23 protein-coding genes are annotated in these 25,807 nt (G+C 63.8%); 1 reads left to right on the top strand and 22 read right to left on the bottom strand.

The window, feature by feature from the left end; all coding sequences use genetic code 11:
- The first annotated feature begins 356 nt into the window (after positions 1 to 356).
- On the top strand, positions 357 to 2,402 hold the full coding sequence (locus tag CTP10_RS04725) for a gamma-glutamyltransferase family protein (RefSeq protein WP_116317545.1): 2,046 nt from the start codon (positions 357 to 359) through the stop codon (positions 2,400 to 2,402).
- Between the two features lie 78 nt (positions 2,403 to 2,480).
- Here CTP10_RS04725 and cyoD read toward each other — a convergent pair whose 3' ends face one another.
- The 22 genes from cyoD to CTP10_RS04615 all read right to left on the bottom strand — a co-directional run bounded on the left by cyoD (position 2,481) and on the right by CTP10_RS04615 (position 25,800).
- Positions 2,481 to 2,849 (bottom strand): cytochrome o ubiquinol oxidase subunit IV, encoded by a 369-nt coding sequence (gene cyoD, locus CTP10_RS04720; protein WP_116317544.1) that lies wholly within the window; start codon positions 2,847 to 2,849, stop codon positions 2,481 to 2,483.
- On the bottom strand, positions 2,849 to 3,493 hold the full coding sequence (cyoC, locus tag CTP10_RS04715) for a cytochrome o ubiquinol oxidase subunit III (RefSeq protein ID WP_116317543.1): 645 nt from the start codon (positions 3,491 to 3,493) through the stop codon (positions 2,849 to 2,851). Before cyoC ends, cyoD begins: the two co-directional genes overlap by 1 nt.
- 5 nt (positions 3,494 to 3,498) lie before the next feature.
- A complete protein-coding gene (gene cyoB, locus CTP10_RS04710; protein WP_116317857.1) occupies positions 3,499 to 5,472 on the bottom strand; it encodes a cytochrome o ubiquinol oxidase subunit I in 1,974 nt (657 codons plus the stop codon).
- Positions 5,473 to 5,486: 14 nt separating this feature from the next.
- Complete coding sequence (gene cyoA, locus CTP10_RS04705; RefSeq protein ID WP_116317542.1) at positions 5,487 to 6,449, bottom strand: ubiquinol oxidase subunit II; 963 nt, start codon at positions 6,447 to 6,449, stop codon at positions 5,487 to 5,489.
- Between the two features lie 633 nt (positions 6,450 to 7,082).
- On the bottom strand, positions 7,083 to 7,559 hold the full coding sequence (locus CTP10_RS04700) for a MaoC family dehydratase (protein ID WP_116317541.1): 477 nt from the start codon (positions 7,557 to 7,559) through the stop codon (positions 7,083 to 7,085).
- Positions 7,560 to 7,595: 36 nt separating this feature from the next.
- Complete coding sequence (locus CTP10_RS04695; RefSeq protein ID WP_116317540.1) at positions 7,596 to 8,039, bottom strand: MaoC family dehydratase; 444 nt, start codon at positions 8,037 to 8,039, stop codon at positions 7,596 to 7,598.
- A gap of 166 nt (positions 8,040 to 8,205) precedes the next feature.
- A complete protein-coding gene (locus CTP10_RS04690; protein ID WP_116317539.1) occupies positions 8,206 to 9,324 on the bottom strand; it encodes an acyl-CoA dehydrogenase family protein in 1,119 nt (372 codons plus the stop codon).
- A 13-nt stretch (positions 9,325 to 9,337) separates the two neighbouring features.
- Positions 9,338 to 10,540, bottom strand: coding sequence for an acyl-CoA dehydrogenase family protein (locus CTP10_RS04685; protein ID WP_116317538.1), 1,203 nt, complete (start codon positions 10,538 to 10,540; stop codon positions 9,338 to 9,340).
- A gap of 97 nt (positions 10,541 to 10,637) precedes the next feature.
- Positions 10,638 to 11,093 carry a DUF1178 family protein gene (locus CTP10_RS04680; protein ID WP_116317537.1) on the bottom strand — a complete coding sequence of 152 codons (456 nt, stop codon included), beginning with the start codon at positions 11,091 to 11,093 and terminating at the stop codon, positions 10,638 to 10,640.
- Between the two features lie 170 nt (positions 11,094 to 11,263).
- A complete protein-coding gene (locus CTP10_RS04675; RefSeq protein ID WP_199414500.1) occupies positions 11,264 to 11,899 on the bottom strand; it encodes an NUDIX domain-containing protein in 636 nt (211 codons plus the stop codon).
- A gap of 43 nt (positions 11,900 to 11,942) precedes the next feature.
- Positions 11,943 to 12,251, bottom strand: a complete 309-nt coding sequence (locus tag CTP10_RS04670; RefSeq protein WP_116317536.1) for a DUF2818 family protein — start codon at positions 12,249 to 12,251, stop codon at positions 11,943 to 11,945.
- Between the two features lie 13 nt (positions 12,252 to 12,264).
- A complete protein-coding gene (gene nuoN, locus CTP10_RS04665) occupies positions 12,265 to 13,740 on the bottom strand; it encodes an NADH-quinone oxidoreductase subunit NuoN (RefSeq protein WP_116317535.1) in 1,476 nt (491 codons plus the stop codon).
- 18 nt (positions 13,741 to 13,758) lie between these two features.
- Entirely contained in the window at positions 13,759 to 15,225 is a 1,467-nt protein-coding gene (locus CTP10_RS04660) for an NADH-quinone oxidoreductase subunit M (protein ID WP_116317534.1), read from the bottom strand.
- A 27-nt stretch (positions 15,226 to 15,252) separates the two neighbouring features.
- The gene (nuoL, locus tag CTP10_RS04655; protein WP_116317533.1) at positions 15,253 to 17,340 is read right to left on the bottom strand and encodes an NADH-quinone oxidoreductase subunit L; all 2,088 of its coding nucleotides are present in this window, start codon (positions 17,338 to 17,340) and stop codon (positions 15,253 to 15,255) included.
- A 58-nt stretch (positions 17,341 to 17,398) separates the two neighbouring features.
- A complete protein-coding gene (nuoK, locus tag CTP10_RS04650; RefSeq protein WP_029044763.1) occupies positions 17,399 to 17,704 on the bottom strand; it encodes an NADH-quinone oxidoreductase subunit NuoK in 306 nt (101 codons plus the stop codon).
- Between the two features lie 16 nt (positions 17,705 to 17,720).
- On the bottom strand, positions 17,721 to 18,365 hold the full coding sequence (locus CTP10_RS04645; RefSeq protein WP_116317532.1) for an NADH-quinone oxidoreductase subunit J: 645 nt from the start codon (positions 18,363 to 18,365) through the stop codon (positions 17,721 to 17,723).
- Between the two features lie 174 nt (positions 18,366 to 18,539).
- A complete protein-coding gene (nuoI, locus tag CTP10_RS04640; protein WP_022534067.1) occupies positions 18,540 to 19,031 on the bottom strand; it encodes an NADH-quinone oxidoreductase subunit NuoI in 492 nt (163 codons plus the stop codon).
- A gap of 62 nt (positions 19,032 to 19,093) precedes the next feature.
- On the bottom strand, positions 19,094 to 20,158 hold the full coding sequence (gene nuoH / locus CTP10_RS04635; RefSeq protein WP_116317531.1) for an NADH-quinone oxidoreductase subunit NuoH: 1,065 nt from the start codon (positions 20,156 to 20,158) through the stop codon (positions 19,094 to 19,096).
- A 21-nt stretch (positions 20,159 to 20,179) separates the two neighbouring features.
- A complete protein-coding gene (gene nuoG, locus CTP10_RS04630; RefSeq protein ID WP_116317530.1) occupies positions 20,180 to 22,546 on the bottom strand; it encodes an NADH-quinone oxidoreductase subunit NuoG in 2,367 nt (788 codons plus the stop codon).
- 12 nt (positions 22,547 to 22,558) lie between these two features.
- Positions 22,559 to 23,854: an NADH-quinone oxidoreductase subunit NuoF gene (gene nuoF, locus CTP10_RS04625; protein WP_116317529.1), complete on the bottom strand. Its 1,296-nt coding sequence runs from the start codon at positions 23,852 to 23,854 to the stop codon at positions 22,559 to 22,561.
- Between the two features lies 1 nt (position 23,855).
- A complete protein-coding gene (gene nuoE, locus CTP10_RS04620; RefSeq protein WP_116317855.1) occupies positions 23,856 to 24,362 on the bottom strand; it encodes an NADH-quinone oxidoreductase subunit NuoE in 507 nt (168 codons plus the stop codon).
- 184 nt (positions 24,363 to 24,546) lie between these two features.
- Positions 24,547 to 25,800: an NADH-quinone oxidoreductase subunit D gene (locus CTP10_RS04615; protein ID WP_116317528.1), complete on the bottom strand. Its 1,254-nt coding sequence runs from the start codon at positions 25,798 to 25,800 to the stop codon at positions 24,547 to 24,549.
- Between the last annotated feature and the right edge of the window lie 7 nt (positions 25,801 to 25,807).

The following is a 25,807-nucleotide window of genomic DNA, read 5'->3' as shown; positions in this document are numbered from 1 at the left end:
TGAGACAGTGCAACGGGAGAAATGGGAGCAGTGACGGTGCATGGTGCCCGCGAGCGGGTTGCGACCATGCGCCAGAATCGGTCGTGTCGCTCGCGCCGGGTCGGCGGCGCGCTGCGCAAGGGGGAATGGCGCTGAAGCGCATGCGGCTTGCCAATGGCGACACGCCGCGCAGAAGTAAGCAGACTTTTAAACCGGAATTGGATGACTGTAAATCGGTACAACCATCCATTAAGACCGGCGCATGGCCAACCTACGGTAAGAGATAGCCGCCGTCCAACCCGCCATGACGCGGTGGCCGATCGCGCCAGGCGCTGGTCGACACAAGAATGCGGGTCCACACAACCCAGAGAGAAGCCATGCCGTTTTCCGAAGATCAGACGGCGTCACTCGCCGTCCCGCAACCGTCGCTCCACGCCCTGCAATCCGCATCGCGCCGCAAAGGCATCCTGGCCCTGGCCGCCTTCACCCTGGCGCTGGGCGCCTGCGGTGGCGGCGACGACCCGCCACCCGTTGTCACCACGCCGGCGGCCACCGGCTGCGAACTCGATGGCAGCACCGGCGGCCAGGCGGTGGTGCTGCCCGGCGACCCGAACGCGCCCGAGCAGGCCACCGGCTACGCGCCCAAGTCGACGGTCTACAGCAAGACCTATATGGCCGTGACCAACAACCCGCTCTCCACCAAGGTCGCCTGCGACGTGCTCAAGGACGGCGGCACCGCGGCCGATGCCGCGGTCGCGGCGCAGATGGTGCTGAACCTGGTGGAGCCGCAGTCCTCCGGCATCGGCGGCGGCGCCTTCATCATGTATTACGACGCGGCAAGCAAGGCGGTGACCGCCTACGACGGCCGCGAGACCGCCCCGGCCGGCGCCGACGAGGACTACATCCAGTGGAAGTCCGCTTCCGACCAGACCGCGCCGGCACCTACCGCCGTCCGCAGCGGCCGCTCGATCGGCACGCCCGGCACGCTGCGCGTGCTGGAACTGGCCCACAATGACCATGGCAAGCTGGCCTGGAAGGACCTGTTCACGCCGGCCATCAAGCTTGCCACCGACGGCTTCGCGATCCCGCCCCGCATGGCGGCAGCGATTTCCGGTGCGGCCACGGTGACAAACATCCAGCGCGACCCGGAAATGGCCGCCTACTTCCTGAACCCCGACGGCACGCCGCGCGCAGTCAATACCATCCTCAGGAACCCGGCGCTGGCCGGCGTGTTCACGGCCGTGGCCGCGGGCGGGGCCGATGCCTTCTACAAGAACGGCCCGATCGCGCAGGCCATCGTCAACAAGATCCAGACCACCTACGACGGCAACACCACGCCTGGCGTGACCACGCTGGACGACCTGGCCAACTACCAGGCCAAGAAGCGATCTGCGGTCTGCACCACCTATCGCCAGTACGAGATTTGCGGCATGCCGCCACCCTCCTCCGGCGGCATCGCGGTGGCGCAGATCCTGGGCATCGTCGAGAACTTCGACATGGCCAGCCATGGTCCCACGCTGGTCGACCAGAACGGCGGCCGCCCCAGCGTGCTGGGCGCCCACCTGCTGGGCGAAGCCGGGCACCTCGCCTATGCCGATCGCAACAAGTACGTGGCCGACACCGACTTCATCGGCCTGCCGGGCGGCAGCTGGGACACCATGCTGAACAAGCCCTACCTGAGCCAGCGCGCCGCGCTGATCAGCACCACCGGCGTTCTGACCACGCCGGTGGCGGCAGGCAACCTCGGCGACGTGCCGCTGTCGCCGTCGTTCGTGCAGGAGCGAGGCACCACCCACCTGTCGCTGCACGACAAGTACGGCAACGTGGTAGCGATGACCACCACCATCGAGTCAGGGCTGGGCTCGTACCACATGACCAACGGCTTCCTGCTGAACAACGAGCTGACCGACTTCAACGCAGCGCCTGCCGTGGGCGGCGTGCTGGTCGCCAACCGCGTGCAGCCAGGCAAGCGGCCGCGCAGCTCGATGTCGCCGACGCTGGTGTTCAAGCGCAATGCCGACGGGTCGCGTGGGGACTTCTACATGACGACCGGCTCGCCAGGCGGCGCGACCATCATCCAGTACGTGGCCAAGACGCTGGTGGCGGCGCTGGACTGGAACTTGGACGCGCAGCAGGCAGTGTCGATGATCGACTTCGGCGGCTCCAATGGCGCGGGCTCGGCCATGATCGTCGGCGGCGAGCATCCCAACGTCGACAGCAGCGTGCCGGCCGGCGGCATCGCGGGAGACAACGACCCGCTGGTCAAGGGACTGCGCAACCTCGGGCATACCGTGAACATCGGGGCGCAGTCGAGCGGCCTGAGCGCGATCATCCGCACCACCATCGGCGGCTCGGCGGTGCTGGTGGGCGGCGCCGACCCGCGCCGCGAAGGCGTGGTGCTGGGCGATACGTTCAAGCCCTGATGGGGTAGCGGCACTAGCGGCACAAAAAAAACGGGGCCCCTTGCGGGACCCCGTTCTTCGATGCCGGGACAGCAGTCCTTACATCGGCATCATGTTGGTGTTCAGGTTGTACATGATCCACAGCGAACCCGCCACCACGATCACCAGGATCAGCGCCGTGAACAGCAGCGCGATCACGTTGCTGCGCTGCTCGGACGACGTGTCCAGGTGCAGGAAATACTTCAGGTGGACCAGGATCTGGACCGCGGCCATGCCGAGGATGATCCACAGGATCGTGCCCTTCTCCATGCTGCCGTCCATCACCAGCTTGAACGGGATCACGGTCAGGATCACCGCCAGGATGAAGCCGATTGCGTAGCCCTTGAAGCTGGCGTGGGTGTTGTGCGAGTCGTGCGCGGCATGCGCGTCATGGGCGCCGTGCGCCGCCGGTGCGTTGTGTTGTGCCATCACAGATGTCCCATCAGGTAGACCACGGTAAACACGCCGATCCAGACCACGTCCAGAAAGTGCCAGAACAGCGACAGGCACATCAGGCGCTTGCTGAGCGTCGGGGTGATGCCCTTCTTGCCCAGCTGCCACATCAGCACGATCATCCACAGCATGCCGCTGGCGACGTGCAGGCCGTGGGTACCGACCAGCGTGAAGAACGACGACAGGAACGCGCTGCGGCCCGGGCCGGCGCCTTCGGCGATCAGGTGGTGGAACTCGTTGATTTCCATCGCCATGAACGCGAGACCGAGCAGGAAGGTCACGCCGAGCCACGTCTGCACGTGCTTGAGGCTGCGGTTCTGCAGCGAGATCATCGCCATGCCGTACGTGATCGAGGAGAACAGCAGGATGAAGGTCTCCACCAGCACGTAGTTGAGCTCGAACAGCTCCTTCGCCGACGGGCCGCCTGCCAGTTCGCCGCGCAGCACGGCGAAAGCCGCGAACAGTCCGGCGAAGATGATGCAGTCGCTCATCAGGTAGATCCAGAAGCCATACACCGTATTGGCACTGGTATCGTGGTGCGCATGGTCATGGCCATGTGCGTCGGCGTGGGCCGATGCGCCGGCCTGCGCGGGGATGCGGTCTAGGACTTGAGTCGACATGGTTCTTAGGCCTGCGAAGCAATGCGCTGCAGATGGCGCGTTTCGATCTGCTCGACCTCGGTGGCCGGCACGTAGTAGTCGATATGGTCGTCGTTGCTGCGGTGGATAAACGCCCACACCATGCCCACCAGGCCAACGATGGCCATCCACCAGATATGCCAGGTCAGGGCAAAGCCAAACACCAGGCTGAAGGCGCCGATGATGAAGCCCGCACCCGTGTTCTTGGGCATGTGGATCTTCTCGTAGCCTTCGGTCGGCAGGGTCTCGCCACGGGCCTTCATGTCGGCGAACGCGTCCAGGTCACGCACCACCGGGGTGTGCGCGAAGTTGTAGAACGGCGGCGGCGACGAGGTGGCCCACTCCAGGGTACGGCCGCCCCACGGGTCGCCGGTCACGTCGGCCAGCTTCTTGCGGTCGCGGATCGACACAACGATCTGCAGCACCTGGAAGAAGATGCCCAGCGCCACGAACACCACGCCAACCACGGCCAGGTACAGCCACGGCGTCCAGGCCGGATTGTCGGTGTGGTTCAGGCGGCGGGTCATGCCCATCAGGCCCAGCACGTACAGCGGCATGAAGGCGAAGTAGAAGCCGACCAGCCAGCACCAGAAGGCGCACTTGCCCAGGCGCTCGTTCAGCGTGAAGCCGAACGCCTTCGGCCACCAGTAGGTGATGCCGGCCAGGTAGCCGAACAGCACGCCGCCGATGATCACGTTGTGGAAGTGGGCGATCAGGAACAGGCTGTTGTGCAGCACGAAGTCAGCAGCCGGCACGGCCATCAGCACGCCGGTCATGCCGCCGATCACGAAGGTGATCATGAAGCCCAGCGTCCACAGCACCGGCGAGGTCATCTGGACCCGGCCGCGGTACATGGTGAACAGCCAGTTGAAGATCTTCACCCCGGTCGGGATGGAGATGATCATGGTCGTGATGCCGAAGAACGCATTGACGTTGGCGCCCGAGCCCATCGTGAAGAAGTGGTGCAGCCACACGATGAACGACAGCACCATGATCGCGGCGGTCGCGTACACCATGCCCTTGTAGCCGAACAGCTTCTTGCCCGAGAACGTGGCGATGACTTCAGAGAAGATACCGAACGCCGGCAGGATCAGGATGTACACCTCGGGGTGGCCCCAGATCCAGATCAGGTTCACGTACATCATGGCGTTGCCGCCACCGTCGTTCGTGAAGAAGTGGGTGCCGATGTAGCGGTCCAGGCCCAGCAGTGCCAGGGTCACGGTCAGCACCGGGAAGGCGGCCACGATCAGCACGTTGGTGCACAGCGCGGTCCAGGTGAACACCGGCATGCGCATCAGGGTCATGCCCGGGGCGCGCATGCGCAGGATCGTCACCAGGAAGTTCACGCCGGTCAGCAGCGTGCCCAGGCCCGAGATCTGCAAGCTCCAGAGGTAATAGTCCACCCCTACGCCAGGGCTGTAGTCCAGGCCCGACAGCGGCGGATAGGCCAGCCAGCCGGTCTTGGCGAATTCACCAACGCCCAGCGAGACGTTGACCAGCATGGCGCCCGACACGAACAGCCAGAACGACAGCGTGTTCAGGAACGGGAAGGCCACGTCGCGCGCGCCGATCTGCAGCGGCACGACCAGGTTCATCAGGCCGGTCATCAGCGGCATGGCCACGAAGAAGATCATGATCACGCCGTGGGCGGTGAAGATCTGGTCGTAGTGCTCAGGCGGCAGGACACCGGTGGCGCCATTGGTGGCGAGCGCCAGCTGGGTACGCATCATGACCGCGTCGGCAAAGCCGCGCAGCAGCATGATCAGGGCAACCAGGCAGTACATCACGCCGATCTTCTTGTGATCGACGGACGTGAACCACTCGTTCCAGAGGTAGCCCCACTTCTTGAAATACGTGATCGCGCCTAGCAGCGCGGCACCGCCAAGGACGACGCCGGCCAGCACGACCATGATGATCGGCTCATGAAACGGAATCGCCGACAAACTCAACTTGCCAAACATCATTGCTCCCAGGATTACACGCCCGCCGGCAGCTTGGCCGGCGTGGTCATCGACAGCTGCTCTTCGCCGAGGGTGTTGCGCGACGTGCAGATCGGGCCGCCCTTGAACCCGTCGGCGGCGACTGCCGTGCCGCTGTGGTCCATGTACTTGTGCAGGATGTTGCGGAAGAGCTGGTCTTCCACCTTGCCGTAGTACGTGACCGGCTCCTTCTCGCTGGGTTGTGCCAGCGTCTTGTAGCCTTCAACGCCCAGTTCGGTCGACGAGGCGCGAACCTTGGCGACCCAGTCGTCGAACTCGTAGTTCGACATGGCGACCGCCTTGAACTTCATGCCCGAGAAGCCGCCGCCGCTGTAGTTGGCGGACACGCCGTCATACGAGCCGGCATGGTTGGCGATCAGGTGCAGCTTGGTCTCCATCCCTGCCATGGCGTACACCTGGCTGCCCAGTTGCGGGATGAAGAACGAATTCATGATCGAATCCGAGGTGATCTTGAAGTTCACCGGGGTGTCGACCGGGAACGCGATCTGGTTGACGGTCGCGATCTTCAGTTCCGGATAGATGAACAGCCACTTCCAGTTCAGCGCCACCACCTCGATGGTGACGGGCTTCTTGTTCGATTCCAGCGGCTTGTACGGGTCCAGGTCGTGCGAGGACTTCCAGGTGATGATGCCCAGCGCGATGATGATCAGGCACGGGATCAGCCACACCACCACTTCGATCGCGGTGGAGTGCGACCAGTCCGGCTCATAGCGCGCCTTGGTGTTGGACGCGCGGTACTTCCACGCGAACACCAGCGTGAGCACGATCACCGGCACCACCACCAGCAGCATGAGCCAGGTGGCAATCAGGATGATGTTCTTGATATCGACGCCGACCTGCCCTTTCGGGTCGAGCAGCGTCATGTTGCAACCGGCGAGCAGAAGCAGGCCGAGGCAGGGCAGGAACCGCGTCCAACGCGGCAGTATGGGTTTCTTCATGTCACGACTGGTTTGGTTACACCGCGCTTTGGGCAAAAGCGTGGCTAAACCGCCTGATGCTCGCGCAAGAGGCGTGGGGCTATGGGAAAACCGGAAGGACGTGTCCTTAGCTGGCGTTGCGGTCGGGCGGCGAATCTAACGCCGGAGGACCATGCGGCCTTGCAACGCCATGAACACGGAAGGACAACTGACTGCGCGCGCTGCAGGCCCTGTGGGACCTTGCCGGCGCTGCGGCACCTGGTGGCCGAAACCGCGAACGGTCCCGGCTCAGTACAGCGGCCGGGTAGCGTTGGAATACGAGGCTTTTGCACTTCCCGGCGGACCTGCCCTCAGGGCAAGCGCGGTTTTCGGCCAGGGAGCGCAACACGTAAAACATCGTGGGCGCGAATGTACCGCAACGCAACATTGAGGGTAAACCCAACGCCACAGAACACACCGTTCAGATAACCGGACAATGATGTGCTTGCATCGCATCGCAGCACTTGATTGCCGTCAAGATCACAATTTCAACTATAAATATGCACAAAGCCGCGCATTTGCGCGGCTTTGCTGGTGCGACATTTCTGTGTGGCATATTGTCGCAGTGCATCAGAAACTTTGTCGCACCTCAATCCCACACAGCGTTTTTTCCGGTCAGCCGTAGCGGCGGGAAATCGATTCCGCAACACATACCGGACGCTCGCTGCCCTCGCGCTCGATCGTGACCTCCCAGGTGGACTGTGCACCCGCCAGTTCAGGCGACTTCGGCAGCGGATCCAGGCGTTCGACCTTGAGCAGCTTGATTCGTGCCCGCAACTTGCTGCCCACCGGCACGGGGGCGGTGAAACGCACGCGGTTCAGGCCGTAGTTGACGCCGATCTTCGACGGCATGTGCAGCGCGTTGTGCATGAACTTTGGCAGCAGCGACAGCGTCAGGAAGCCATGGGCAATCGGGGCGCCATAGGGTGATTCCTTTTTGGCGCGCTCCACGTCGACGTGGATCCACTGGTGGTCGCCGGTGGCTTCGGCGAACTGGTTGACCTGCTGCTGGGTCACCTCCATCCAGTCGCTGACCGCGACTTCCTGCCCTTGCAGGCCTTCCAGTTCTTCCAGCGTTGCGATGGTACGCATCTCGGTTGTCTCCTCGTTGGGTGGTTGGATGTGTCGTTATGCGGGGCGGCGGCCGTACATGCCCATGCCCTTGACCGTGCAGACCAGTTCGCCGCGCTGGTTGGTGGCTTCCCACTGGGTGTGGATCACGCCGCGGTCGGGCTTGGATTGCGAAGCGCGCTTATCCAGGACCTTCAGCACCACGCTAAGGGTATCGCCGGCATGCACCGGCTTGAGCCAGCGGATCTCGTCCACACCGGGCGAGCCCATGCTGGCCGATTTGCCGGTGGTGCTCAGCACCAGCAGGCGCATCATGATCGAGCACGTCATCCAGCCGCTCGAGATCAGCCCGCCGTAGATGCTCCTGGCGGCGGCTTCCTTGTCGATATGGAACGGCTGCGGGTCGTACTGGCGGGCAAAGGCGAGGAGCTCTTCCTCGGTGACGACGTAGGAGCCCAGCTCACGGCTGCTGCCGACCTCAAAGTCCTCGAAATACAGCATTGCTTGTCTCTCCGTTGTGGATGGCTATGGCCTTGTCTTGACGATGATCGCATGCATGCCAGGGCGCAGCGTCCGTATTTGCCGAACCCGCCCCTAACAGCGCGCAAAGAAAAAAACCGCGCCTGGGACTACGGCGCGGTTTTGGCTGGCATGGCAGATGACAGGATCAGGCTGCGTCCTGGAACCCCGGCTGGGCAGCAAACCGGCCCAGGTGGTGATCCACGTCACCGAAGGTGGTGTTGATCAGCGTCAGCCGCTTGAACATGTGCGCGGCCGGCAGTTCGTTGGTCACGCCCATGCCGCCGTGGATCTGCACCGCTTCCTGGCCGACCGTGCGCGCTGCCTGTCCCACGCGCGCCTTGGCGGCCGAGACATAGCGGCGGCGCTCTTCCGGCGACGCCTCTTCAAAGCGGGCCGCGGCCAGCAGCGTGATCGAGCGCGACTGCTCGGCATGGATGAACATCTCGACCATGCGGTGCTGCAGCGCCTGGAAGCGCGCGATCGGCTGGCCGAACTGCTGGCGCGTCTTGGCGTATTCCAGCGTGGCGGCATTGAGGGTGTCCATCACGCCCACGGCCTCAGCGCACAGCAGCACCGCGGCGTAGTCGGCTACCTGCTCGATCACCGGGAAAGCCTTGCCGGCCTCGCCCAGCAATTGGGCCGGCGCATCCTGGAAGCTGATGTCCGCCGCGCGCAGGTTATCGATGGTGCGGTAGTCCTTGATGCTGACACCGGCGCCCTTCGCATCCACCAGGAACAGCGAGATGCCATCCTGGTCGGCTTCACCGCCGCTGCTGCGTGCCGACACGATCAGCTTGTCGGCCTGCGCACCATGCAGCACCACGGTCTTGCGGCCGTTGAGCTTGCCGTCGCGGGCCGTGACACGCACGTTGTTCAGTTCATAGCGCGACTGCGGCTCGTTGAAGGCCACGGCCAGCTTCAGTTCGCCGCCGGCGACCTGCTCCAGCAGCGCGTCCTGGCCGCCGGCCAGGCCAAGTGCGTAGGCACCCACCACGGTGGCCAGGTACGGCTCCACCACCAGCCCGCGGCCCAGCTCCTGCTGCACCACCATCATGTCGAGCGCCTTGCCCGAGAAACCGCCCTGCTCTTCCGGCACCGGCAGCGCAGTCAGGCCAAGCTCGACCAGCGAGCCCCACGCGGATTCGCCGTAGCCGGCGGCGCTTTCGTAGTTCTTCTTGCGGTCCTCGAAACCGTAGTCCTTCTCGACAAAACGGCGGACGGCGTCGGCCAGTTGCTTCTGTTCGTCGCTGAGATTGAAGTTCATGTTACGTGTCTCCTCACAGCCCCAGAATCATCTGGCTGATGATGTTCTTCTGAATTTCGTTGGACCCGCCGTAGATGGAGGTCTTGCGATAGTTGAAGTAGTACGCGGACAGCGGCGCGGCGTCGTCGTAGCCGGTCACCGCATGCTCGGTCTCGCACTCCAGGTAGGCCGTGTCGAACGGCTGGGCGTAAGGGCCGACTGCCTCGACCATCAGCTCGGTCAGCAGTTGCTGGATCTCGGTGCCCTTGATCTTCAGCATCGACGCCTCGGGGCCGGGGCCCTTGCCGGCGGCTTCGCTCGACACCACGCGCAGCACGGTGATCTCCAGCGCCATCAGTTCGATTTCCAGCGCGGCCACCTTGGCGCCGAACACCGGATCTTCCAGCAGCGGCTTGCCGTTCTTCTGCTGCTGGCGCGCCACGCGCTTCAGGAAGCCCAGTTCGCGCTTGGAATTGCCCACGCGCGCGATGCCGGTGCGCTCATGGCCGAGCAGGTACTTGGCGTAGGTCCAGCCCTTGTTCTCTTCGCCGACGCGGTTCTCGACCGGCACCTTGACGTTGTCAAAGAAGACCTCGTTCACCTCATGCTCTTCGTCGAGCATGATGATCGGGCGCACGGTGATGCCCGGCGTCTTCATGTCGATCAGCAGGAACGAGATACCCTCCTGCTTCTTGGCTTCCGGATCGGTGCGCACCAGGCAGAAGATCATGTCGGCGTGCTGGCCGAGCGTGGTCCAGGTCTTCTGGCCGTTGACGATGTAGTGCTTGCCGTCGGAAGTCAGTTCAGCGCGGGTCTTCACCGAGGCCAGGTCCGAACCCGAGCCCGGCTCCGAATAGCCCTGGCACCACCAGTCGGTGCAGTCCAGGATGCGCGGCAGGAAGTACGACTTCTGCTGCTCGTTGCCGTACTTCATGATCACGGGCGCCACCATGGCGACGCCAAACGGCAGCACGCCGGGCGCGCCGACGCGGGCGTTCTCTTCGTCCCAGATATGGCGCTGGGTGGCGTTCCAGCCGGTGCCGCCGTATTGGACGGGCCAGTGCGGCGCCGACCAGCCCTTGCCGGCGAGGATCTTGTGCCAGCGCACCAGGTCGTCGCGGTTCGGACGGCGGTGGTTGAGAATCTTGCCGCGGATGTCCGCCGGCAAGTTGGCTTCGAGCCAGCTACGCACTTCCTCGCGGAAGGCGTTGTCGGACGCCGAGTAGTTGAGATCCATGCCCGTCTCCATGATGGTGCCGGCATCGTCTCAGGCTGCCGGCGGTTTGTTCTGCCTTGCGCGTCATGCGCCGACAGCAACGGGCACAGGACGCAATTCAGTGAGCCGTCTGCTTCAGCGCATCCGGCACGACAAGCGGAAAAGTCTCGATGCCCTCGTCGGCCAGCGCCTGCACTTCCTCTGGCGAAGCCGAACCGCGGATGCCGCGTTCCGGCGCTTCATCGTAGTGCATGCGCCTTGCCTCCTCGGCAAAGCGGTCGCCAACGTCCTCGGTCTGGGCCAGCACCTGCTTCACTGCCTTCATGTACAGCGCTTGCAGTGTCGCCGGTGCTGCGGCGGTTACCGCTTGCGGCGCCGGCTTGGCGGCACCCTTTGGCGCGGTCGCGCCTGACAGGTTCAGGCGCGGCGCGCTGGGCAGCCGCGTCACGGCGTGATCGCCACAGACCGGGCATTGGACGAGGTCACGCGCGATTTGCGATTGCGCTTCTTCCTCCGAGGCAAACCAGCCCTCGAAACGATGGTCATGCGCGCAGCGCAGGTCGAGCACCTTCATGATCTTTCCAGCCCGTCAAAAGCTATATTATCCGCGAATCGAAATTTTGTGAACGGTCGTGCTAAATTTTTTCGAACGACCGTTCGCGGAACGAACATGCTGCTTTCAGCACACACGTTTTCCGCCCTGCATCCAGCTTAGCGCAGTGCTTGCCTCGCTGCTGTGTTGGCTCAGCCCGGCACCGTCTGCTCGCCCGGCTGCCATGCGCCGGAAACGACTTTCTCCAGCCAGAACGCGCCGATGATGGTCTTCACATCCGTGATGCGGCCGCTGCGCACCCAGTCGATCACCTGCCCCACCGGCGTGATGAACGTCTCCAGGAATTCGCCATCGTCCAGCTGCGCCTCGCCATGCGTCAGGTCGCGCGCCAGGAAGACGTCGATGAATTCAGTCGAGTAGGAAATGACCGGATGGATGCGCGTCAGGTAGTCCCAGCGCCTGGCCGTATAGCCCGTCTCTTCGAGCAACTCCCGTTCGCCGCAGCGCCGGGCGCCCTCTTGCGGATCGAGTTTGCCGGCGGGGAATTCCAGCATGACTTCACCGACGGGATAGCGGAACTGGCGCTCCATCAGCACGGTGCCGTCGTCAAACAACGGAATCATCATCACCGCACCCGGATGCACGATGTACTCGCGCCCGGTCTGTTTGCCGTCGGGCAGGCGGACGATGTCTTGCTTGAGGGTGAGGAATTTGCCGCGATGGACCGTGGCCGAGGCGACGCACACTTCTTTCAGTGCGTCGTCGTTTCCGGCGGCATCCGCGGGATCGGCGAGCGAATGGGTGCCGCGTTGAATCTTGTCGGTCATGGACGCTCCGGATCAGGCAGGCCCGGCGCCGACGAGACCGGCTTCAGGCCGTGCGGTGTTTGACGAGGTATTGCCAGGTGAAGCCCGGGAAGGCGAACACCAGCATCATGCAGGCGGTGATGGCATAGAACTGCCAGCCCTGCGGGAAGGCATTGCCGAGGCTGGCTTCCACCGCGAAACCGGCGGCGCCGGCCATCGCGTACCAGACGATCAGCTCCAGCAGGCGCAGCCACAGCGGCTTGCGCGCCCACCGGAGCGGGATCACCATGAACAGGCGCTGGTTCACAAACGGCAGGTTAGCACTGACGAGTGCCAGCAGGATGACAAACCAGCCGCTTGCGGATGCGCTCATGGACGTTAGCGGATCAGGAACCCAGGGTCGAGCGGATGGCCTGGTAGCACAGGTTCATCAGCGCGGCCGGGAAAATGCCCAGCACGATCACGGCGGCGCCGTTCAGGCTCAGCATCGAGCGCAGGCCGGCTGTCGCTTCCAGCTGCTCTTCGCCAACCGGCTGGTCGAAGTACATCAGCTTGACGATGCGCAGGTAGTAGAACGCGCCGATCAGCGAGAACATCACGGCCACCACGGCCAGCCAGTTCATGCCGGCCTTGACCACGGCATCCAGCACCGCCAGCTTGGCGTAGAAGCCCACGGTCGGCGGGATGCCGGCCAGCGAGAACATCATCACCAGCATCAGGAAGGCAAACCACGGGTTGCGGCGCGACATGCCCTTCAGGTCTTCCAGCGTCTCGGCCTCGAAGCCCTTCTTGGTGCGCAGCAGGATGATGCCGAAGGTACCCAGCGTGGTCAGCAGGTAGGTCACCGAGTAGAACATCGATGCGCTGTACGCATCGGCGGCGCCGTCAGCCTTGTTGGCCACCACACCCGACAGCAGGCCCAGCAGCACGAAGCCCATGTGCGAGATGGTCGAGTACGCCAGCATCCGCTTCAGGTTGGTCTGGACGATGGCCGTCAGGTTGCCAATCGCCAGCGACACGATCGACAGCACCACCAGCATCATCTGCCAGTCGTTGGCCAGCGGCAGCAGGCCTTCCACCAGCACGCGGATGAACAGCGCGAACGCCGCCACCTTGGGGCCGCCCGCGATCAGCAGCGTCACGGCGGTCGGCGAGCCCTGGTAGATGTCCGGGATCCACATGTGGAACGGCGCGGCACCCAGCTTGAACGACAGGCCGGCGACGATGAACACCACGCCGAAAGCCAGCATCGTGGTATTGACGCGGCCCGACTCGACCACGCGGAACACTTCGCCCAGGTTCAGCGAACCGGTGGCGCCGTACATCATCGAGATGCCGTACAGCAGGAAGCCCGAAGCCAGCGCGCCCAGCACGAAGTACTTCATGGCCGATTCCGAGGTCACGCGCGACTCGCGGCGCAGCGCCACCAGCGCGTACGACGACAGCGACAGCAGTTCCAGGCCCAGGTACAGGGTCAGGAAGTTGTTGCCGGTGATCATCACGATCTGGCCACCCAGCGTGAACAGCGCCAGCATGTAGAACTCGCCGGCGAACATGTCGCGCTCAGCCAGGTAGCTGCGCGTATAGACCAGCGTGACAAACAGGCCGGCCGCGCAGAACGCCGACAGCACGTTGGCCATCGGGTCGATCACGACCAGGTTGGAGAACGCATAGTGCGTCTCGCCGGCGGCGGCGTTCATGCCGAACCAGACGGTCAGCACCAGCGTGGTCAGCAGCGACAGCGGGTAGGCCACGCTCTGCTTGCCCTTGCCCCGGGCCAGGTCGATCCAGTTGATCGCGGCGATGGCGATCGCCAGGAAGATGATCGGCGCCACGGGGGCGAGTGTCGAGGACGGTTGCATATTGATATCTCTCCCCGATTACAGCTTCGACTGCGCCGCGTGCTGCAGCAGGTTGACCACGGACGGGTGCATCACGTCGGTAAAGGGCTTCGGGTGCAGGCCCATGTACAGCGTCATGATGGCCAGCAGGCCGAGCATGACGAACTCACGCTTGTTCAGGTCGACCAGCTCGCGCACGTGCTGGTGCACGACGTCACCGAAGATCACGCGCTTCACCATCCACAGCGAATAGGCGGCGCCGAAGATCAGGGCGGTGGCAGCCAGCAGGCCGATCCAGAAGTTGAACTTGACGGCACCCAGGATCACCATGAATTCGCCGACGAAGCCAGAGGTGGCCGGCAGGCCGCAGTTGGCCATCGCGAAGAACACCGACAGCGCGGCGAACTTCGGCATGGTGTTCACCACGCCGCCATAGTCGGCGATCTGGCGCGAATGCACGCGGTCATACAGCACGCCGATGCACAGGAACATAGCGCCCGAGATAAAGCCGTGCGAGATCATCTGGATGATGCCGCCTTCGACGCCGATGTCGCTGAAGATGAAGAAGCCCAGCGTGACGAAGCCCATGTGGGCAATCGACGAGTACGCCACCAGCTTCTTCATGTCGGCCTGCACCAGCGCGACCAGGCCGATGTAGATCACGGCGATCAGCGAGATCGTGATGATGAACGGGGCCAGGTAGTGGCTCGCGTCAGGCGCGATCGGCAGCGAGAACCGCAGGAAACCGTAGGCGCCCAGCTTCAGCATGATGGCGGCCAGCACCACCGAACCGCCGGTCGGCGCTTCCACGTGGGCGTCGGGCAGCCAGGTGTGCACCGGCCACATCGGCACCTTGACGGCAAAGGCGACGAAGAAGGCGATGAAGATCGCGATCTGCTCGTTCATCGACAGCTTGGCCTGGTGCCATTGCAGGATGTCGAACGTACCGGTCTTGTTGTACAGGTACAGCAGCGCGACCAGCGTCAACAACGAGCCCAGCAGCGTGTACAGGAAGAACTTGAAGGCCGCGTAGACACGGTTCGGGCCGCCCCAGACGCCGATGATGATGTACATCGGGATCAGCGTGGCTTCGAAGAACACGTAGAACAGCATGCCATCGAGCGCGCAGAACACGCCGATCATCAGGCCGGACAGGATCAGGAACGAGGCCATGTACTCGGCCACGCGCTCGGTGATCACTTCCCAGGCCGAGATCACCACGATCACCGTGATGAAGGCGGTCAGCACCACGAACCACATCGACAAGCCGTCGACACCCAGCAGGTAGTGGATGCTGAAGCGCTCGATCCAGTTCGCCTTCTCGACGAACTGCATCGCCGCGGTCGTACGGTCGAAGTGGAATACCAGCGGCAGCGTGACGATAAAGCTGGCGATCGAGCCGAACAGCGTCATCCACCGCACGAAGCCAGGGCTGCGGTCCGAGCCGAAGGCCAGGATCAGCAGGCCGAAAAAGACAGGCAGCCAGATTGAGAAAGACAGAACCATTTCTATGTTTTCCTTACTTGGTGCCTATCACTTGGTGCCGATCACGCCCGTGATCGTCAGCGTCAGCAGCACCAGCATGCCGACGATCATCGCGAACGCGTAGTGGTAGATATAGCCCGACTGCAGGTAGCGGCTGGCCGAAGCGAAAGAAGCCACCACGCGCGCCGCGCCGTTGACGAACAGGCCGTCGATCAGGCTCTGGTCGCCGCCCTTCCACAGGCCGGTACCGAGCAGGCGTGCGCCGCGGGCGAACACGGCCTGGTTGATGGCGTCCATGTAGTACTTGTTGTCCAGCAGCTTGTACAGGCCCGAGAAGCGGTTCTTGATCGCCTCGGGAATATCCGGGCGCTTCATGTAGAAGAACCACGACAGCACGACACCGGCGATGGCCAGCCACAGCACGGGCGTGGTCAGCGAGTGAATGGCCATCGGCACCCAGCCGTGGAAGGCTTCCTTCAGCTCGGCCATGGCGTGGTGGTTCTCGCCGACGAAGATCACGTCCTTGAACGCAATGCCCATCTTGAAGAAGTTGCCGAACAGCATCGGCTCGATCGCGATGGCGCCTATGATCACCGACGGGATCGCCAGCAGCACCAGCGGCAGCGTCACCACCCAAGGCGACTCGTGCGGCTTCTCGCCGGCGGACAGGCCATGGTGGTGGTCGTGCGAGACTTCCTCGTCCTCGTGGTCGCCCTCATGGTGCTGGTGGGCATGGTTCTGGCCCCAGCGCTCCTTGCCATGGAAGACCAGGAAGTACATGCGGAACGAGTAGAACGCGGTGACGAACACACCGGCCAGCACGGCGAAGTAGGCAAAGCCCGAACCGGCGATATGCGACTCGGCCACGGCCTCGATGATCGAGTCCTTGGAATAGAAGCCCGCGAAGAACGGCGTGCCGATCAGCGCCAGCGAACCCACCAGCGAGGTGATCCAGGTGATCGGCATGTACTTGCGCAGGCCACCCATGTTGCGGATGTCCTGGTCGTGGTGCATGCCGATGATGACCGAGCCGGCACCCAGGAACAGCAGCGCCTTGAAGAACGCGTGCGTCATCAGGTGGAACACGGCCACCGAGTAGGCCGAAGCACCCAGCGCCACGGTCATGTAGCCCAGCTGCGACAGCGTCGAGTACGCGACCACGCGCTTGATGTCGTTCTGGATGATGCCCAGGAAGCCCATGAACAGCGCGGTGATGGCGCCGATCACCAGCACGAACGACAGCGCGGCGTCCGACAGCTCGAACAGCGGCGACATGCGCGCGACCATGAAGATGCCGGCAGTCACCATCGTTGCCGCGTGGATCAGTGCGGAGATCGGGGTCGGGCCTTCCATCGAGTCAGGCAGCCAGACGTGCAGCGGGAACTGCGCCGACTTGCCCATCGCACCGATGAACAGGCAGATGCAGGCCACGGTGATCATCATCCAGTCGGTGCCCGGGAAAACCACGGTAGCCAGCTGGTCGCGCGCGGCGAATACTTCGGTGTAGTTCATGCTGCCGGCGTAGGCCAGCAGCAGGCCGATGCCCAGGATAAAGCCGAAGTCACCCACGCGGTTGACCAGGAACGCCTTCAGGTTGGCGAAGATCGCGGTCGGGCGCGTGTACCAGAAGCCGATCAGCAGGTAAGACACCAGGCCCACCGCTTCCCAGCCGAAGAACAGTTGCAGGAAGTTGTTGCTCATCACCAGCATCAGCATCGAGAAGGTGAAGAGCGAGATATAGGCGAAGAAGCGGTTGTAGCCGGGGTCCCCGTCCATGTAGCCGACGGTGTAGATATGGACCATCAGCGAGACGAAGGTCACCACGACCATCATCATCGCGGTCAGCGAGTCGACCAGGAAGCCGACCTCCATCTTCAGGCTGCCGATGGCCATCCACTCGTAGACGGTGCCGTTGTAGCCGGCGCCGTTCATCACGTCGAGCAGCACCATCACCGACAGCACGAAGGAAATGGCCACGCCGAGGATGGTCGAGGTGTGGGCCACGATCCGGCCGCCGCGCGACTCCGAGGAAAACAGGCCAAAGAACTTGGTACCGAACAGGCCGGCGATCGCTGAGCCGACTAGCGGCGCCAGCGCAATCGCGAGCAGCAGGTTGGGGTTGAGCGTGGTTGCCATAGGACGCTTAGTGGTGTGCGGTCGGTGAGTCTTGGGTATCTGCGTAGTGCGGCACGGATCAGTACTTCAGGGTGTCCATGTCGTCCACGTTGATCGTATCCAGGTTGCGGAACAGCACGACCAGGATTGCCAGACCGATTGCCGACTCGGCGGCGGCCACAGTAAGGATGAAGAAAACGAAAACCTGACCAGCCAGGTCGCCCAGGTAATGCGAGAAGGCGACAAAGTTGATGTTCACCGCAAGCAGCATCAGTTCGATCGCCATCAGCAGCACGATCACGTTCTTGCGGTTCAGGAAGATGCCGACGATGCTGATCGCAAACAGGATCGCACCGAGCACGAGGAAGTGGGCGAGAGAGAGCACAGCGTTTCTCCGGGCTTTAGTTCTTATTGGCGGTAGCCGCGGCTTCCGTCTGCGGGTTCTGGACTTCGGCCTGCATCGGCACCAGGCGCACGCGCTCGTCGCGGCGGGTACGCAGCTGCGCCGACACGTCCTGGGCCTTGGTGTCCTTGCGGCGGCGCAGGGTCAGCGCCACGGCGGCGATGATAGCCACCAGCAGGATGATGCCGGCCACTTCGAAGGCGTAGATGTAGTCGGTGTAGATCAGCTTGCCGAGCGCGGCGGTGTTCGAGTAGCCCGGCTCCTGCGAACCGCTGGCGACCACCGGCGTGGTGGTGCCGATGAAGCTGCGCACCAGCACGATCGCCATTTCGGCGATGATCAGCGCGCCCACCACCGAGGCCATCGGCACGTAGGTCCAGAAGTCGCGGCGCAGGTGCTCGATATCGATATCGATCATCATCACCACGAACAGGAACAGCACCATCACCGCGCCGACATAGACCAGCACCAGCAGGATGGCGAGGAATTCCGCCTTGAGCAGCATCCAGATCGCGGCGGCCGTGAAGAACGACAGCACGAGGAACAGTGCGGAATGCACCGGGTTCTTCGCAGTGATGACTTTCAGTGCGGAGAGCACCAGCACCAGCGCAAAGACATAGAAGATGGTGGTCGTGAGTTCCATGGTTCCTATCGGATCCTCTCAGGGCCGTCCGGCACAAGCCTCCCCTTCGGGTGGCCCGCTCCTGCGGCATCCTTGCTTTGGCCCCTCACATTGAAGGGACCGAATTCAAATTCGGTGGCAGAAGCAGCCAGGTCTGGTACTGGTGGCCGCCCTGCCGTGTGGCGCATGCGCCGGTCAGCGATACTTGGCGTCGGCAGCCTTGGCCGCCGCGATCTGCGGCTCGTAGCGGTCGCCCACTGCCAGCAGCATGTCCTTGGTGAAGTACAGGTCGCCGCGCTTCTCGCCGTGGTACTCCAGGATCTGCGTTTCCACGATGGCATCGACCGGGCAGGCCTCTTCGCAGAAACCGCAGAAGATGCACTTGGTGAGGTCGATGTCGTAGCGGGTGGTACGGCGCGTGCCGTCGTTGCGCACGTCCGACTCGATGGTGATTGCCAGTGCCGGGCAAACCGCTTCGCACAGCTTGCAGGCAATGCAGCGCTCTTCGCCGTTCGGATAGCGGCGCAGCGCATGCAGGCCACGGAAGCGCGGCGAGATCGGCGTTTTCTCTTCCGGGAACTGGACGGTGACCTTGCGCGCGAAGAGATAGCGGCCGGTCAGCGCCATGCCCTTGAAGAGTTCCTTCAGGAGCAGGCTGTTGAAGAAGTCCTTGATGGCGAGCAGCATGACGATTGCTTCCTAGTATTTCCACGCGGTGCGCGCTTCGGCGCGCACCGTCGTTTGGCTGTTCAGGGCCAGATGTTCCACGGCGACTTGATCCAGATCGCCACGATGATCAGCCACGCCACGGTCAGCGGAATGAACACCTTCCAGCCCAGGCGCATGATCTGGTCATAGCGGTAGCGCGGGAACGAGGCACGGATCCAGATAAAGACCGACAGCAGCAGGAAAACCTTGATCAGCAGCCAGAAGAAGCCGGGGACTGCGTTGGTGATCACGCTCGAGAACGGAGGCGCCCAGCCGCCCAGGAACATCAGCGCGGTCATTGCCGAGATGATGATCATGTTGATGTACTCGGCCAGGAAGAACAGCGCGAAGCCCATGCCCGAATACTCGATCATGTGGCCGGCCACGATTTCCGACTCGCCTTCCACCACATCGAACGGGTGGCGGTTGGTTTCGGCCACGCCCGAGATGAAGTACACGCCGAACATCGGCAGCAGCGGCAACCAGTTCCACGACAGGATGTTGATGCCCATGTCGGCGAAGTAGCCGGTGTTCTGGCCGTTGACGATAGCCGACAGGTTCAGGCTGCCGGCAACCATCAGCACCGTCACCAGCGCGAAGCCCATGGCGATTTCGTACGACACCATCTGTGCCGCGGCACGCATGGCACCGATAAAGGCGTACTTGGAGTTCGAGGCCCAGCCGGCCAGGATCACGCCGTAGACGCCGACCGAGCTGATCGCCATCACGTACAGCAGGCCGGCGTTGACGTCCGCCATCACCACTTCGGCCTGGAACGGGATCACGGCCCAGACCGCGACGGCAGGCATCAGCACCATCAGCGGCGCGATCAGGTACATGCCGCGGCTGACCTGCGTCGGCATCATGACTTCTTTGAGCAGCAGCTTCAGCACGTCGGCGATCGGCTGCAGCAGGCCGAGCGGGCCCACGCGGTTCGGGCCGAGACGGACGTGCATCCAGCCGATCAGCTTGCGCTCCCACAGGATCAGGTAAGCCACGCACAGCAGCAGGGGCACCACGATCAGCACGGCGCGGATCAGGATCCACAGCGGCGTCCAGTACGCGCCCAGCACGCCCTGCCCTTGCGAGGTAATCCAGTCAATCATGTCTTCTTCTCGCTCTTGTTCTTACGCCGTGGCCACGGCGCCGGTGGTTGCCGGTGCCAGGTCGATGGCCTTCTCTACGGTGACCGTACCGAACATGCCGCCCAGGCCCATGGCCGCCGGCGTTGCCGCGGGCACGCGCACGGTGTTGGCCGGCAGCGTGGCTTCGAGCACGGCCGGCAGCACCACGCTGCCCTGCCCTTGCGTGACGCGGACCGGGTCGCCCGACTGGATGCCCAGGCGGGCAAACAGGTCGGCCGGCAGCGCGATCTGCATGGCGCGGCGCGCGGCGGCGGTCAGCTGCAGCGAGTCTGCGCGGCGCACGATCGGGTCGGCGTGGTAGATAGGCACGTCGGCGATGCGTTCGATGCCGTTGGCGGCAGCGGCGGCCACGCTGATCGACGCGTCAGTGGCATTGTTCAGCTGAGCCTCGACCGGAGCCGACAGCACTTCGGCACGGACCGATTCGGCGGTTTCGTAGTCGAAGCCGGCGACGTCCAGCAGGTTGCCCAGCACGCGCAGCACCTTCCAGCCCGGGCGCGACTCGCCCAGGGCGCGGACCACGCCATTGAAACTCTGTGCCTTGCCTTCGCAGTTGACGAACGTGCCGGAGGTTTCGGTGAACGGCGTCACCGGCAGGATCACGTCGGCGTACTGCATGGCCGCTTCCGAACGGAACGGCGACAGCACCACCACGGTGTTGGCCTGCGACAGCGCGGCCAGTGCCTTGCCCGGATCGGCGGTATCGAATTCCGGCTCGGTGTTCAGCAGGATGTAGGCCTTGCGCGGCGTGTCCAGCATCGCCTGCGCATTGGCGCCGCCTTGCTTTGGCAGCGCGCCGGCGATGTAGCCGCCGACGGTGTTGGCGGCTTCGGTCAGGAAGCCCAGCGTCGCACCGGTCTCGGTGGCAATCCACTGTGCCAGCGCGTGCAGCGCCGAGAATTGCGGATGGCGCACGGCCTCGTTGCCGAGGAACACGGCACGGCGCTCGCCTTGCAGCAGCGCTTCTGCCGCCTTGGCGGCGACGTCGCCGCCATCGAAACCATCGGTGCCGGCCGGGGCGGCGACGCCCTTGGCGGCGGCAACGGCACGGGCCACGCCGGCAAGCGCGGCGGTCCAGCCGGACGGTGCCACGTCGATGCGGGTCGCCGGCATCAGCAGGTCTTCGCCACCAGCGCCCAGCACGGTCACGCGGGCACCCTTCTTGGTTGCCTGGCGCAGGCGCGAGGCCAGCAGCGGATGATCCTTGCGCAGCGACGAGCCGATCACCAGCACGCGTTGCAGCGCGGTGACGTCAGCCACCGGCAGGCCGAGCCACGGCGCGCCCTTCAGCGCGGCCGAGAAGTCGGACTGGCGCAGGCGGAAGTCGACGTTATCGCTGCCGAGGCCGCGCACCAGCTTGCCCAGCAGGAACAGCTCTTCCAGCGTGCTGTGCGGGCTGGCCAGCGCGGCGATCTGGTCGGCGCCATGCTCGCGCTTGATGCCGGCCAGGCCGTTGGCCACGTATTCCAGCGCGGTCTGCCAGTCGGTTTCCATCCACTCGCCGCCCTGCTTGAGCAGCGGGCGGGTCAGGCGGTCGGCACTGTTCAGGCCTTCATACGAGAAGCGGTCCTTGTCGGAGATCCAGCACTCGTTGATGTCTTCGTTTTCCAGCGGCAGCACGCGCATCACGCGCTGGTTCTTGGTCTGCACCACCAGGTTCGCGCCAAGGCCATCGTGCGGCGACACCGACTTGCGGCGGGCCAGTTCCCAGGTACGGGCCGAGTAGCGGAACGGCTTGCTGGTCAGCGCGCCGACCGGGCACAGGTCGATCATGTTGCCCGACAGTTCCGAGTCAACGGTCTTGCCGACGAAGGTGGTGATTTCCGAGTGCTCGCCGCGGTTGAGCATGCCCAGCTCCATCACGCCGGCCACTTCCTGGCCAAAGCGCACGCAGCGGGTGCAGTGGATGCAGCGGGTCATCTCCTCCATGGAGATCAGCGGGCCCACGTTCTTGTGGAACACCACGCGCTTCTCTTCCTTGTAGCGCGACTCCGAGGCACCGTAGCCCACGGCCAGATCCTGCAGCTGGCACTCGCCGCCCTGATCGCAGATCGGGCAATCCAGCGGGTGGTTGATCAGCAGGAATTCCATCACGGACTTCTGCGCCTTGACTGCCTTCTCCGAATTGGTGAAGACCTTCATGCCGGGGGTTACCGGCGTGGCGCAGGCAGGCAGCGCCTTCGGGGCCTTCTCGACCTCGACCAGGCACATGCGGCAGTTGGCCGCGATGGACAGTTTGCGGTGGTAGCAGAAGTGCGGGATGTAGGTGCCCAGCTTGCGGGCCGCTTCCATCACCAGGCTGCCCTCAGCAACCTCAACCTTCTTGCCGTCGATCTCTAGTTCAACCATGTTCTGCCACGCTTAGATGTAGGCCGGAACCATGCACTGCTTGTGTTCGACGTGATACTCGAACTCTTTCCAGTAGTGCTTGAGCATGCCGCGGACCGGCATCGCCGCGGCATCGCCGAGCGCGCAGATGGTGCGGCCCATGATGTTTTCCGCGACGTTGTTGAGCAGGTCCAGGTCTTCCTGGCGCCCCTCTCCGTGTTCGATGCGATTGACCATGCGGTAGAGCCAGCCGGTGCCTTCGCGGCACGGCGTGCACTGCCCGCACGATTCCTCAAAATAGAAGTACGACAGGCGCAGCAGCGAGCGGACCATGCAGCGCGTCTCGTCCATCACGATCACCGCGCCCGAGCCCAGCATCGAGCCGGCCTTGGCAATCGAGTCGTAGTCCATGTCGGACGCCATCATCAGGTCGCCCGGCACCACCGGCGCCGACGAGCCACCCGGGATCACCGCCTTGATGCGCTTGCCGCCACGCATGCCGCCGGCCAGTTCCAGCAGCTTGGCGAACGGCGTGCCCAGCGGGATCTCATAGTTGCCGGGACGCTCGACGTCGCCCGAGATCGAGAAGATCTTGGTGCCGCCGTTGTTCGGCTTGCCCAGCTTCAGGTAATTCTCCGGACCGATGGCCAGCAGGAACGGCACCGCGGCAAACGTCTCGGTGTTGTTGATGGTGGTCGGCTTGCCGTACAGGCCAAAGCTGGCCGGGAACGGCGGCTTGAAACGCGGCTGGCCCTTCTTGCCTTCCAGCGATTCGAGCAGCGCGGTTTCCTCGCCGCAGATGTAGGCGCCATAACCGTGGTGCGCATGCAGCTGGAAGCTGAAGCCCGAGCCCAGGATGTTGTCGCCCAGGAAGCCGGCAGCACGCGCCTCTTCGAGGGCTTCCTCGAAGATCTTGTACTCATTCCAGATCTCGCCGTGGATGTAGTTGTAGCCCACGGTGATGCCCATCGCATACGCGCCGATGGCCATGCCTTCGATCAGCGAGTGCGGGTTGAAGCGAATGATGTCGCGGTCCTTGAACGTGCCAGGCTCGCCTTCATCGGTGTTGCAGACCAGGTATTTCTGACCCGGGAACGTACGCGGCATGAAGCTCCACTTCAGGCCGGTCGGGAAACCCGCGCCGCCGCGGCCACGCAGGCCCGACGCCTTGACGTCGGCGATCACCTGCTCGGGCGGGATCTTCTCGGTCAGGATGCGCTTCAGTTGCTGGTAGCCGCCACGCTTGACGTAGTCTTCCAGGTGCCAATTCTTGCCGTCCAGGCCGGCCAGGATCAGCGGCTGGATATGGCGGTCGTGCAGACTGGTCATGTTACTTGCCCCCCTTTGCAGCTTCAGCGGCTTCGCTCTTGAGCTCATCGACAAGCGCGTCGAGCTTGTCGTCGCTCATGAAGCTGCACATGCGGGTGTTGTTGACGATCATCACCGGCGCGTCGCCGCAAGCGCCCATGCACTCGCCCTCTTTCAGGGTGAAGCAGCCGTCAGCGGTGGTCTCGTTGTAGTCGATCCCGAGCTTGCGCTTCAGGTACTCGCCAGCCCGCTCGCCGCCCGACAACGCGCACGGCAGGTTGGTGCAGACGGCGAGCTTGAATTTGCCCACCGGCTTGGTGTCGTACATGTTGTAGAAGGTCGCCACCTCTTCCACCCACACGGGCGGCATCTCGAGGTAGCTGGCGACGAACTGCATGACTTCGGGGGAAACCCAGCCCACCTCGCCCTGTGCCACGGCAAGCGCCGCCATCACGGCCGACTGCTTCTGGTCGGCCGGATACTTCGCGATCGCGCGATCGATTTCCTTGAGAGCTTCTGCTGATAGCATGGTCATTGCAGTAAAACGGCGGAGGCAGCGCCACTGGGCGTACATCCGCAGGTTTGCAGCCGTCGCTGCCGTTCCGCCGGCGGGCCTTAGGCCTTGCCGGTCCGCCGCGGGTCTTCCGGGCCGCTCCGCTCAGCGGAGCACCTCGGAAAGCGCCCGGATCGTCGTCCGGGCCGGCGGTCCGTGATTAGCGGTCGATCTCGCCGAAGACGATGTCTTGCGTGCCGATGATCGTTACCGCGTCAGCAATCATGTGTCCCTTGGCCATTTCGTCCAGCGCGGCCAGGTGCGGGAAGCCAGGTGCACGGATCTTCAGACGGTACGGCTTGTTCGCGCCGTCCGAGATCGCGTAGATACCGAACTCGCCCTTCGGGTGTTCCACCGCTGCGTACGCTTCGCCTTCGGGCACGTGGATGCCTTCGGTGAACAGCTTGAAGTGGTGGATCAGTTCTTCCATGTTGGACTTCATGTCCACGCGCGAGGGCGGCGCCACCTTGTGGTTATCGGTGATCACCGGGCCCGGGTTGCGGCGCAGCCATTCGATGCACTGCTTGATGATGCGGTTGGACTGGCGCATCTCTTCCACGCGCACCAGGTAGCGCGCGTAGCAGTCGCCACCCACACCCACCGGCACGTCGAAGTCCATCTTGTCGTACACCTCGTACGGCTGCTTCTTGCGCAGGTCCCACTCGATGCCCGAGCCACGCAACATCGGGCCGGTAAAGCCCATCTGCAGCGCACGTTCCGGACTGACCACGCCGATGTCCACGAGGCGCTGCTTCCAGATCCGGTTGTCGGTCAGCAGCGTCTCGTACTCGTCGACGTACTTCGGGAAACGGTTGGTGAAATCCTCGATGAAGTCCAGCAGCGAGCCCGAACGCGCTTCGTTCATCACCTTGATGGCACGCTCGTTGTGGATCTTCGAGGCACGATATTGCGGCATCGTGTCAGGCAGGTCGCGGTAGACGCCGCCCGGCCGATAGTAGGCCGCGTGCATGCGCGCGCCCGACACCGCCTCGTACATGTCGAACAGGTCTTCGCGCTCGCGGAAGGCGTACAGGAACACCGCCATCGCGCCCACGTCGAGTGCGTGCGCACCGATCCACATCAAGTGGTTCATGATGCGGGTGATTTCGTCGAACATCACGCGGATGTACTGCGCGCGGACCGGCACTTCCAGGCCCAGCAGGCGCTCGATCGCCATCACGTAGGCGTGCTCGTTGGACATCATCGACACGTAGTCGAGACGGTCCATGTAGGGCACGTTCTGGATCCAGGACTTCTGTTCAGCCAGCTTTTCGGTGGCACGGTGCAGCAGGCCGATATGCGGGTCGGCGCGTTGGATGACTTCGCCGTCCAGCTCGAGCACCAGGCGCAGCACGCCGTGCGCGGCCGGGTGCTGCGGGCCGAAGTTCAGGGTGTAATTCTTGATATCTGCCATGGCGCGT

This window comes from Cupriavidus sp. P-10, assembly GCF_003402535.2.
Classification (GTDB): Bacteria; Pseudomonadota; Gammaproteobacteria; order Burkholderiales; family Burkholderiaceae; genus Cupriavidus.
The sequence above is the reverse complement of the archived record's forward strand: the minus strand, read 5'-3'. Positions and strand labels throughout refer to the sequence as shown.

Excerpts from the sequence above, each read along its gene's own strand:
- CTP10_RS04695 (WP_116317540.1), bottom strand. The coding sequence starts at position 8,039 with ATGCTGTATTTCGAGGACTTTGAGGTCGGCAGCAGCCGTGAGCTGGGC.
- CTP10_RS04670 (WP_116317536.1), bottom strand. The coding sequence starts at position 12,251 with ATGAGCGCATCCGCAAGCGGCTGGTTTGTCATCCTGCTGGCACTCGTC.
- cyoB (WP_116317857.1), bottom strand. The coding sequence starts at position 5,472 with ATGTTTGGCAAGTTGAGTTTGTCGGCGATTCCGTTTCATGAGCCGATC.
- CTP10_RS04685 (WP_116317538.1), bottom strand. The coding sequence starts at position 10,540 with ATGGATCTCAACTACTCGGCGTCCGACAACGCCTTCCGCGAGGAAGTG.
- cyoC (WP_116317543.1), bottom strand. The coding sequence starts at position 3,493 with ATGTCGACTCAAGTCCTAGACCGCATCCCCGCGCAGGCCGGCGCATCG.
- nuoN (WP_116317535.1), bottom strand. The coding sequence starts at position 13,740 with ATGCAACCGTCCTCGACACTCGCCCCCGTGGCGCCGATCATCTTCCTG.
- CTP10_RS04725 (WP_116317545.1), top strand. The coding sequence starts at position 357 with ATGCCGTTTTCCGAAGATCAGACGGCGTCACTCGCCGTCCCGCAACCG.
- CTP10_RS04690 (WP_116317539.1), bottom strand. The coding sequence starts at position 9,324 with ATGAACTTCAATCTCAGCGACGAACAGAAGCAACTGGCCGACGCCGTC.
- nuoG (WP_116317530.1), bottom strand. The coding sequence starts at position 22,546 with ATGGTTGAACTAGAGATCGACGGCAAGAAGGTTGAGGTTGCTGAGGGC.
- CTP10_RS04675 (WP_199414500.1), bottom strand. The coding sequence starts at position 11,899 with ATGACCGACAAGATTCAACGCGGCACCCATTCGCTCGCCGATCCCGCG.
- CTP10_RS04615 (WP_116317528.1), bottom strand. The coding sequence starts at position 25,800 with ATGGCAGATATCAAGAATTACACCCTGAACTTCGGCCCGCAGCACCCG.
- nuoL (WP_116317533.1), bottom strand. The coding sequence starts at position 17,340 with ATGGCAACCACGCTCAACCCCAACCTGCTGCTCGCGATTGCGCTGGCG.
- nuoF (WP_116317529.1), bottom strand. The coding sequence starts at position 23,854 with ATGACCAGTCTGCACGACCGCCATATCCAGCCGCTGATCCTGGCCGGC.
- nuoE (WP_116317855.1), bottom strand. The coding sequence starts at position 24,362 with ATGCTATCAGCAGAAGCTCTCAAGGAAATCGATCGCGCGATCGCGAAG.
- nuoI (WP_022534067.1), bottom strand. The coding sequence starts at position 19,031 with ATGCTGCTCGCCATCAAGGACTTCTTCAACAGCCTGCTCCTGAAGGAA.
- CTP10_RS04700 (WP_116317541.1), bottom strand. The coding sequence starts at position 7,559 with ATGCGTACCATCGCAACGCTGGAAGAACTGGAAGGCCTGCAAGGGCAG.
- nuoH (WP_116317531.1), bottom strand. The coding sequence starts at position 20,158 with ATGATTGACTGGATTACCTCGCAAGGGCAGGGCGTGCTGGGCGCGTAC.
- cyoA (WP_116317542.1), bottom strand. The coding sequence starts at position 6,449 with ATGAAGAAACCCATACTGCCGCGTTGGACGCGGTTCCTGCCCTGCCTC.
- CTP10_RS04660 (WP_116317534.1), bottom strand. The coding sequence starts at position 15,225 with ATGGTTCTGTCTTTCTCAATCTGGCTGCCTGTCTTTTTCGGCCTGCTG.
- CTP10_RS04645 (WP_116317532.1), bottom strand. The coding sequence starts at position 18,365 with ATGGAACTCACGACCACCATCTTCTATGTCTTTGCGCTGGTGCTGGTG.
- cyoD (WP_116317544.1), bottom strand. The coding sequence starts at position 2,849 with ATGGCACAACACAACGCACCGGCGGCGCACGGCGCCCATGACGCGCAT.
- CTP10_RS04680 (WP_116317537.1), bottom strand. The coding sequence starts at position 11,093 with ATGAAGGTGCTCGACCTGCGCTGCGCGCATGACCATCGTTTCGAGGGC.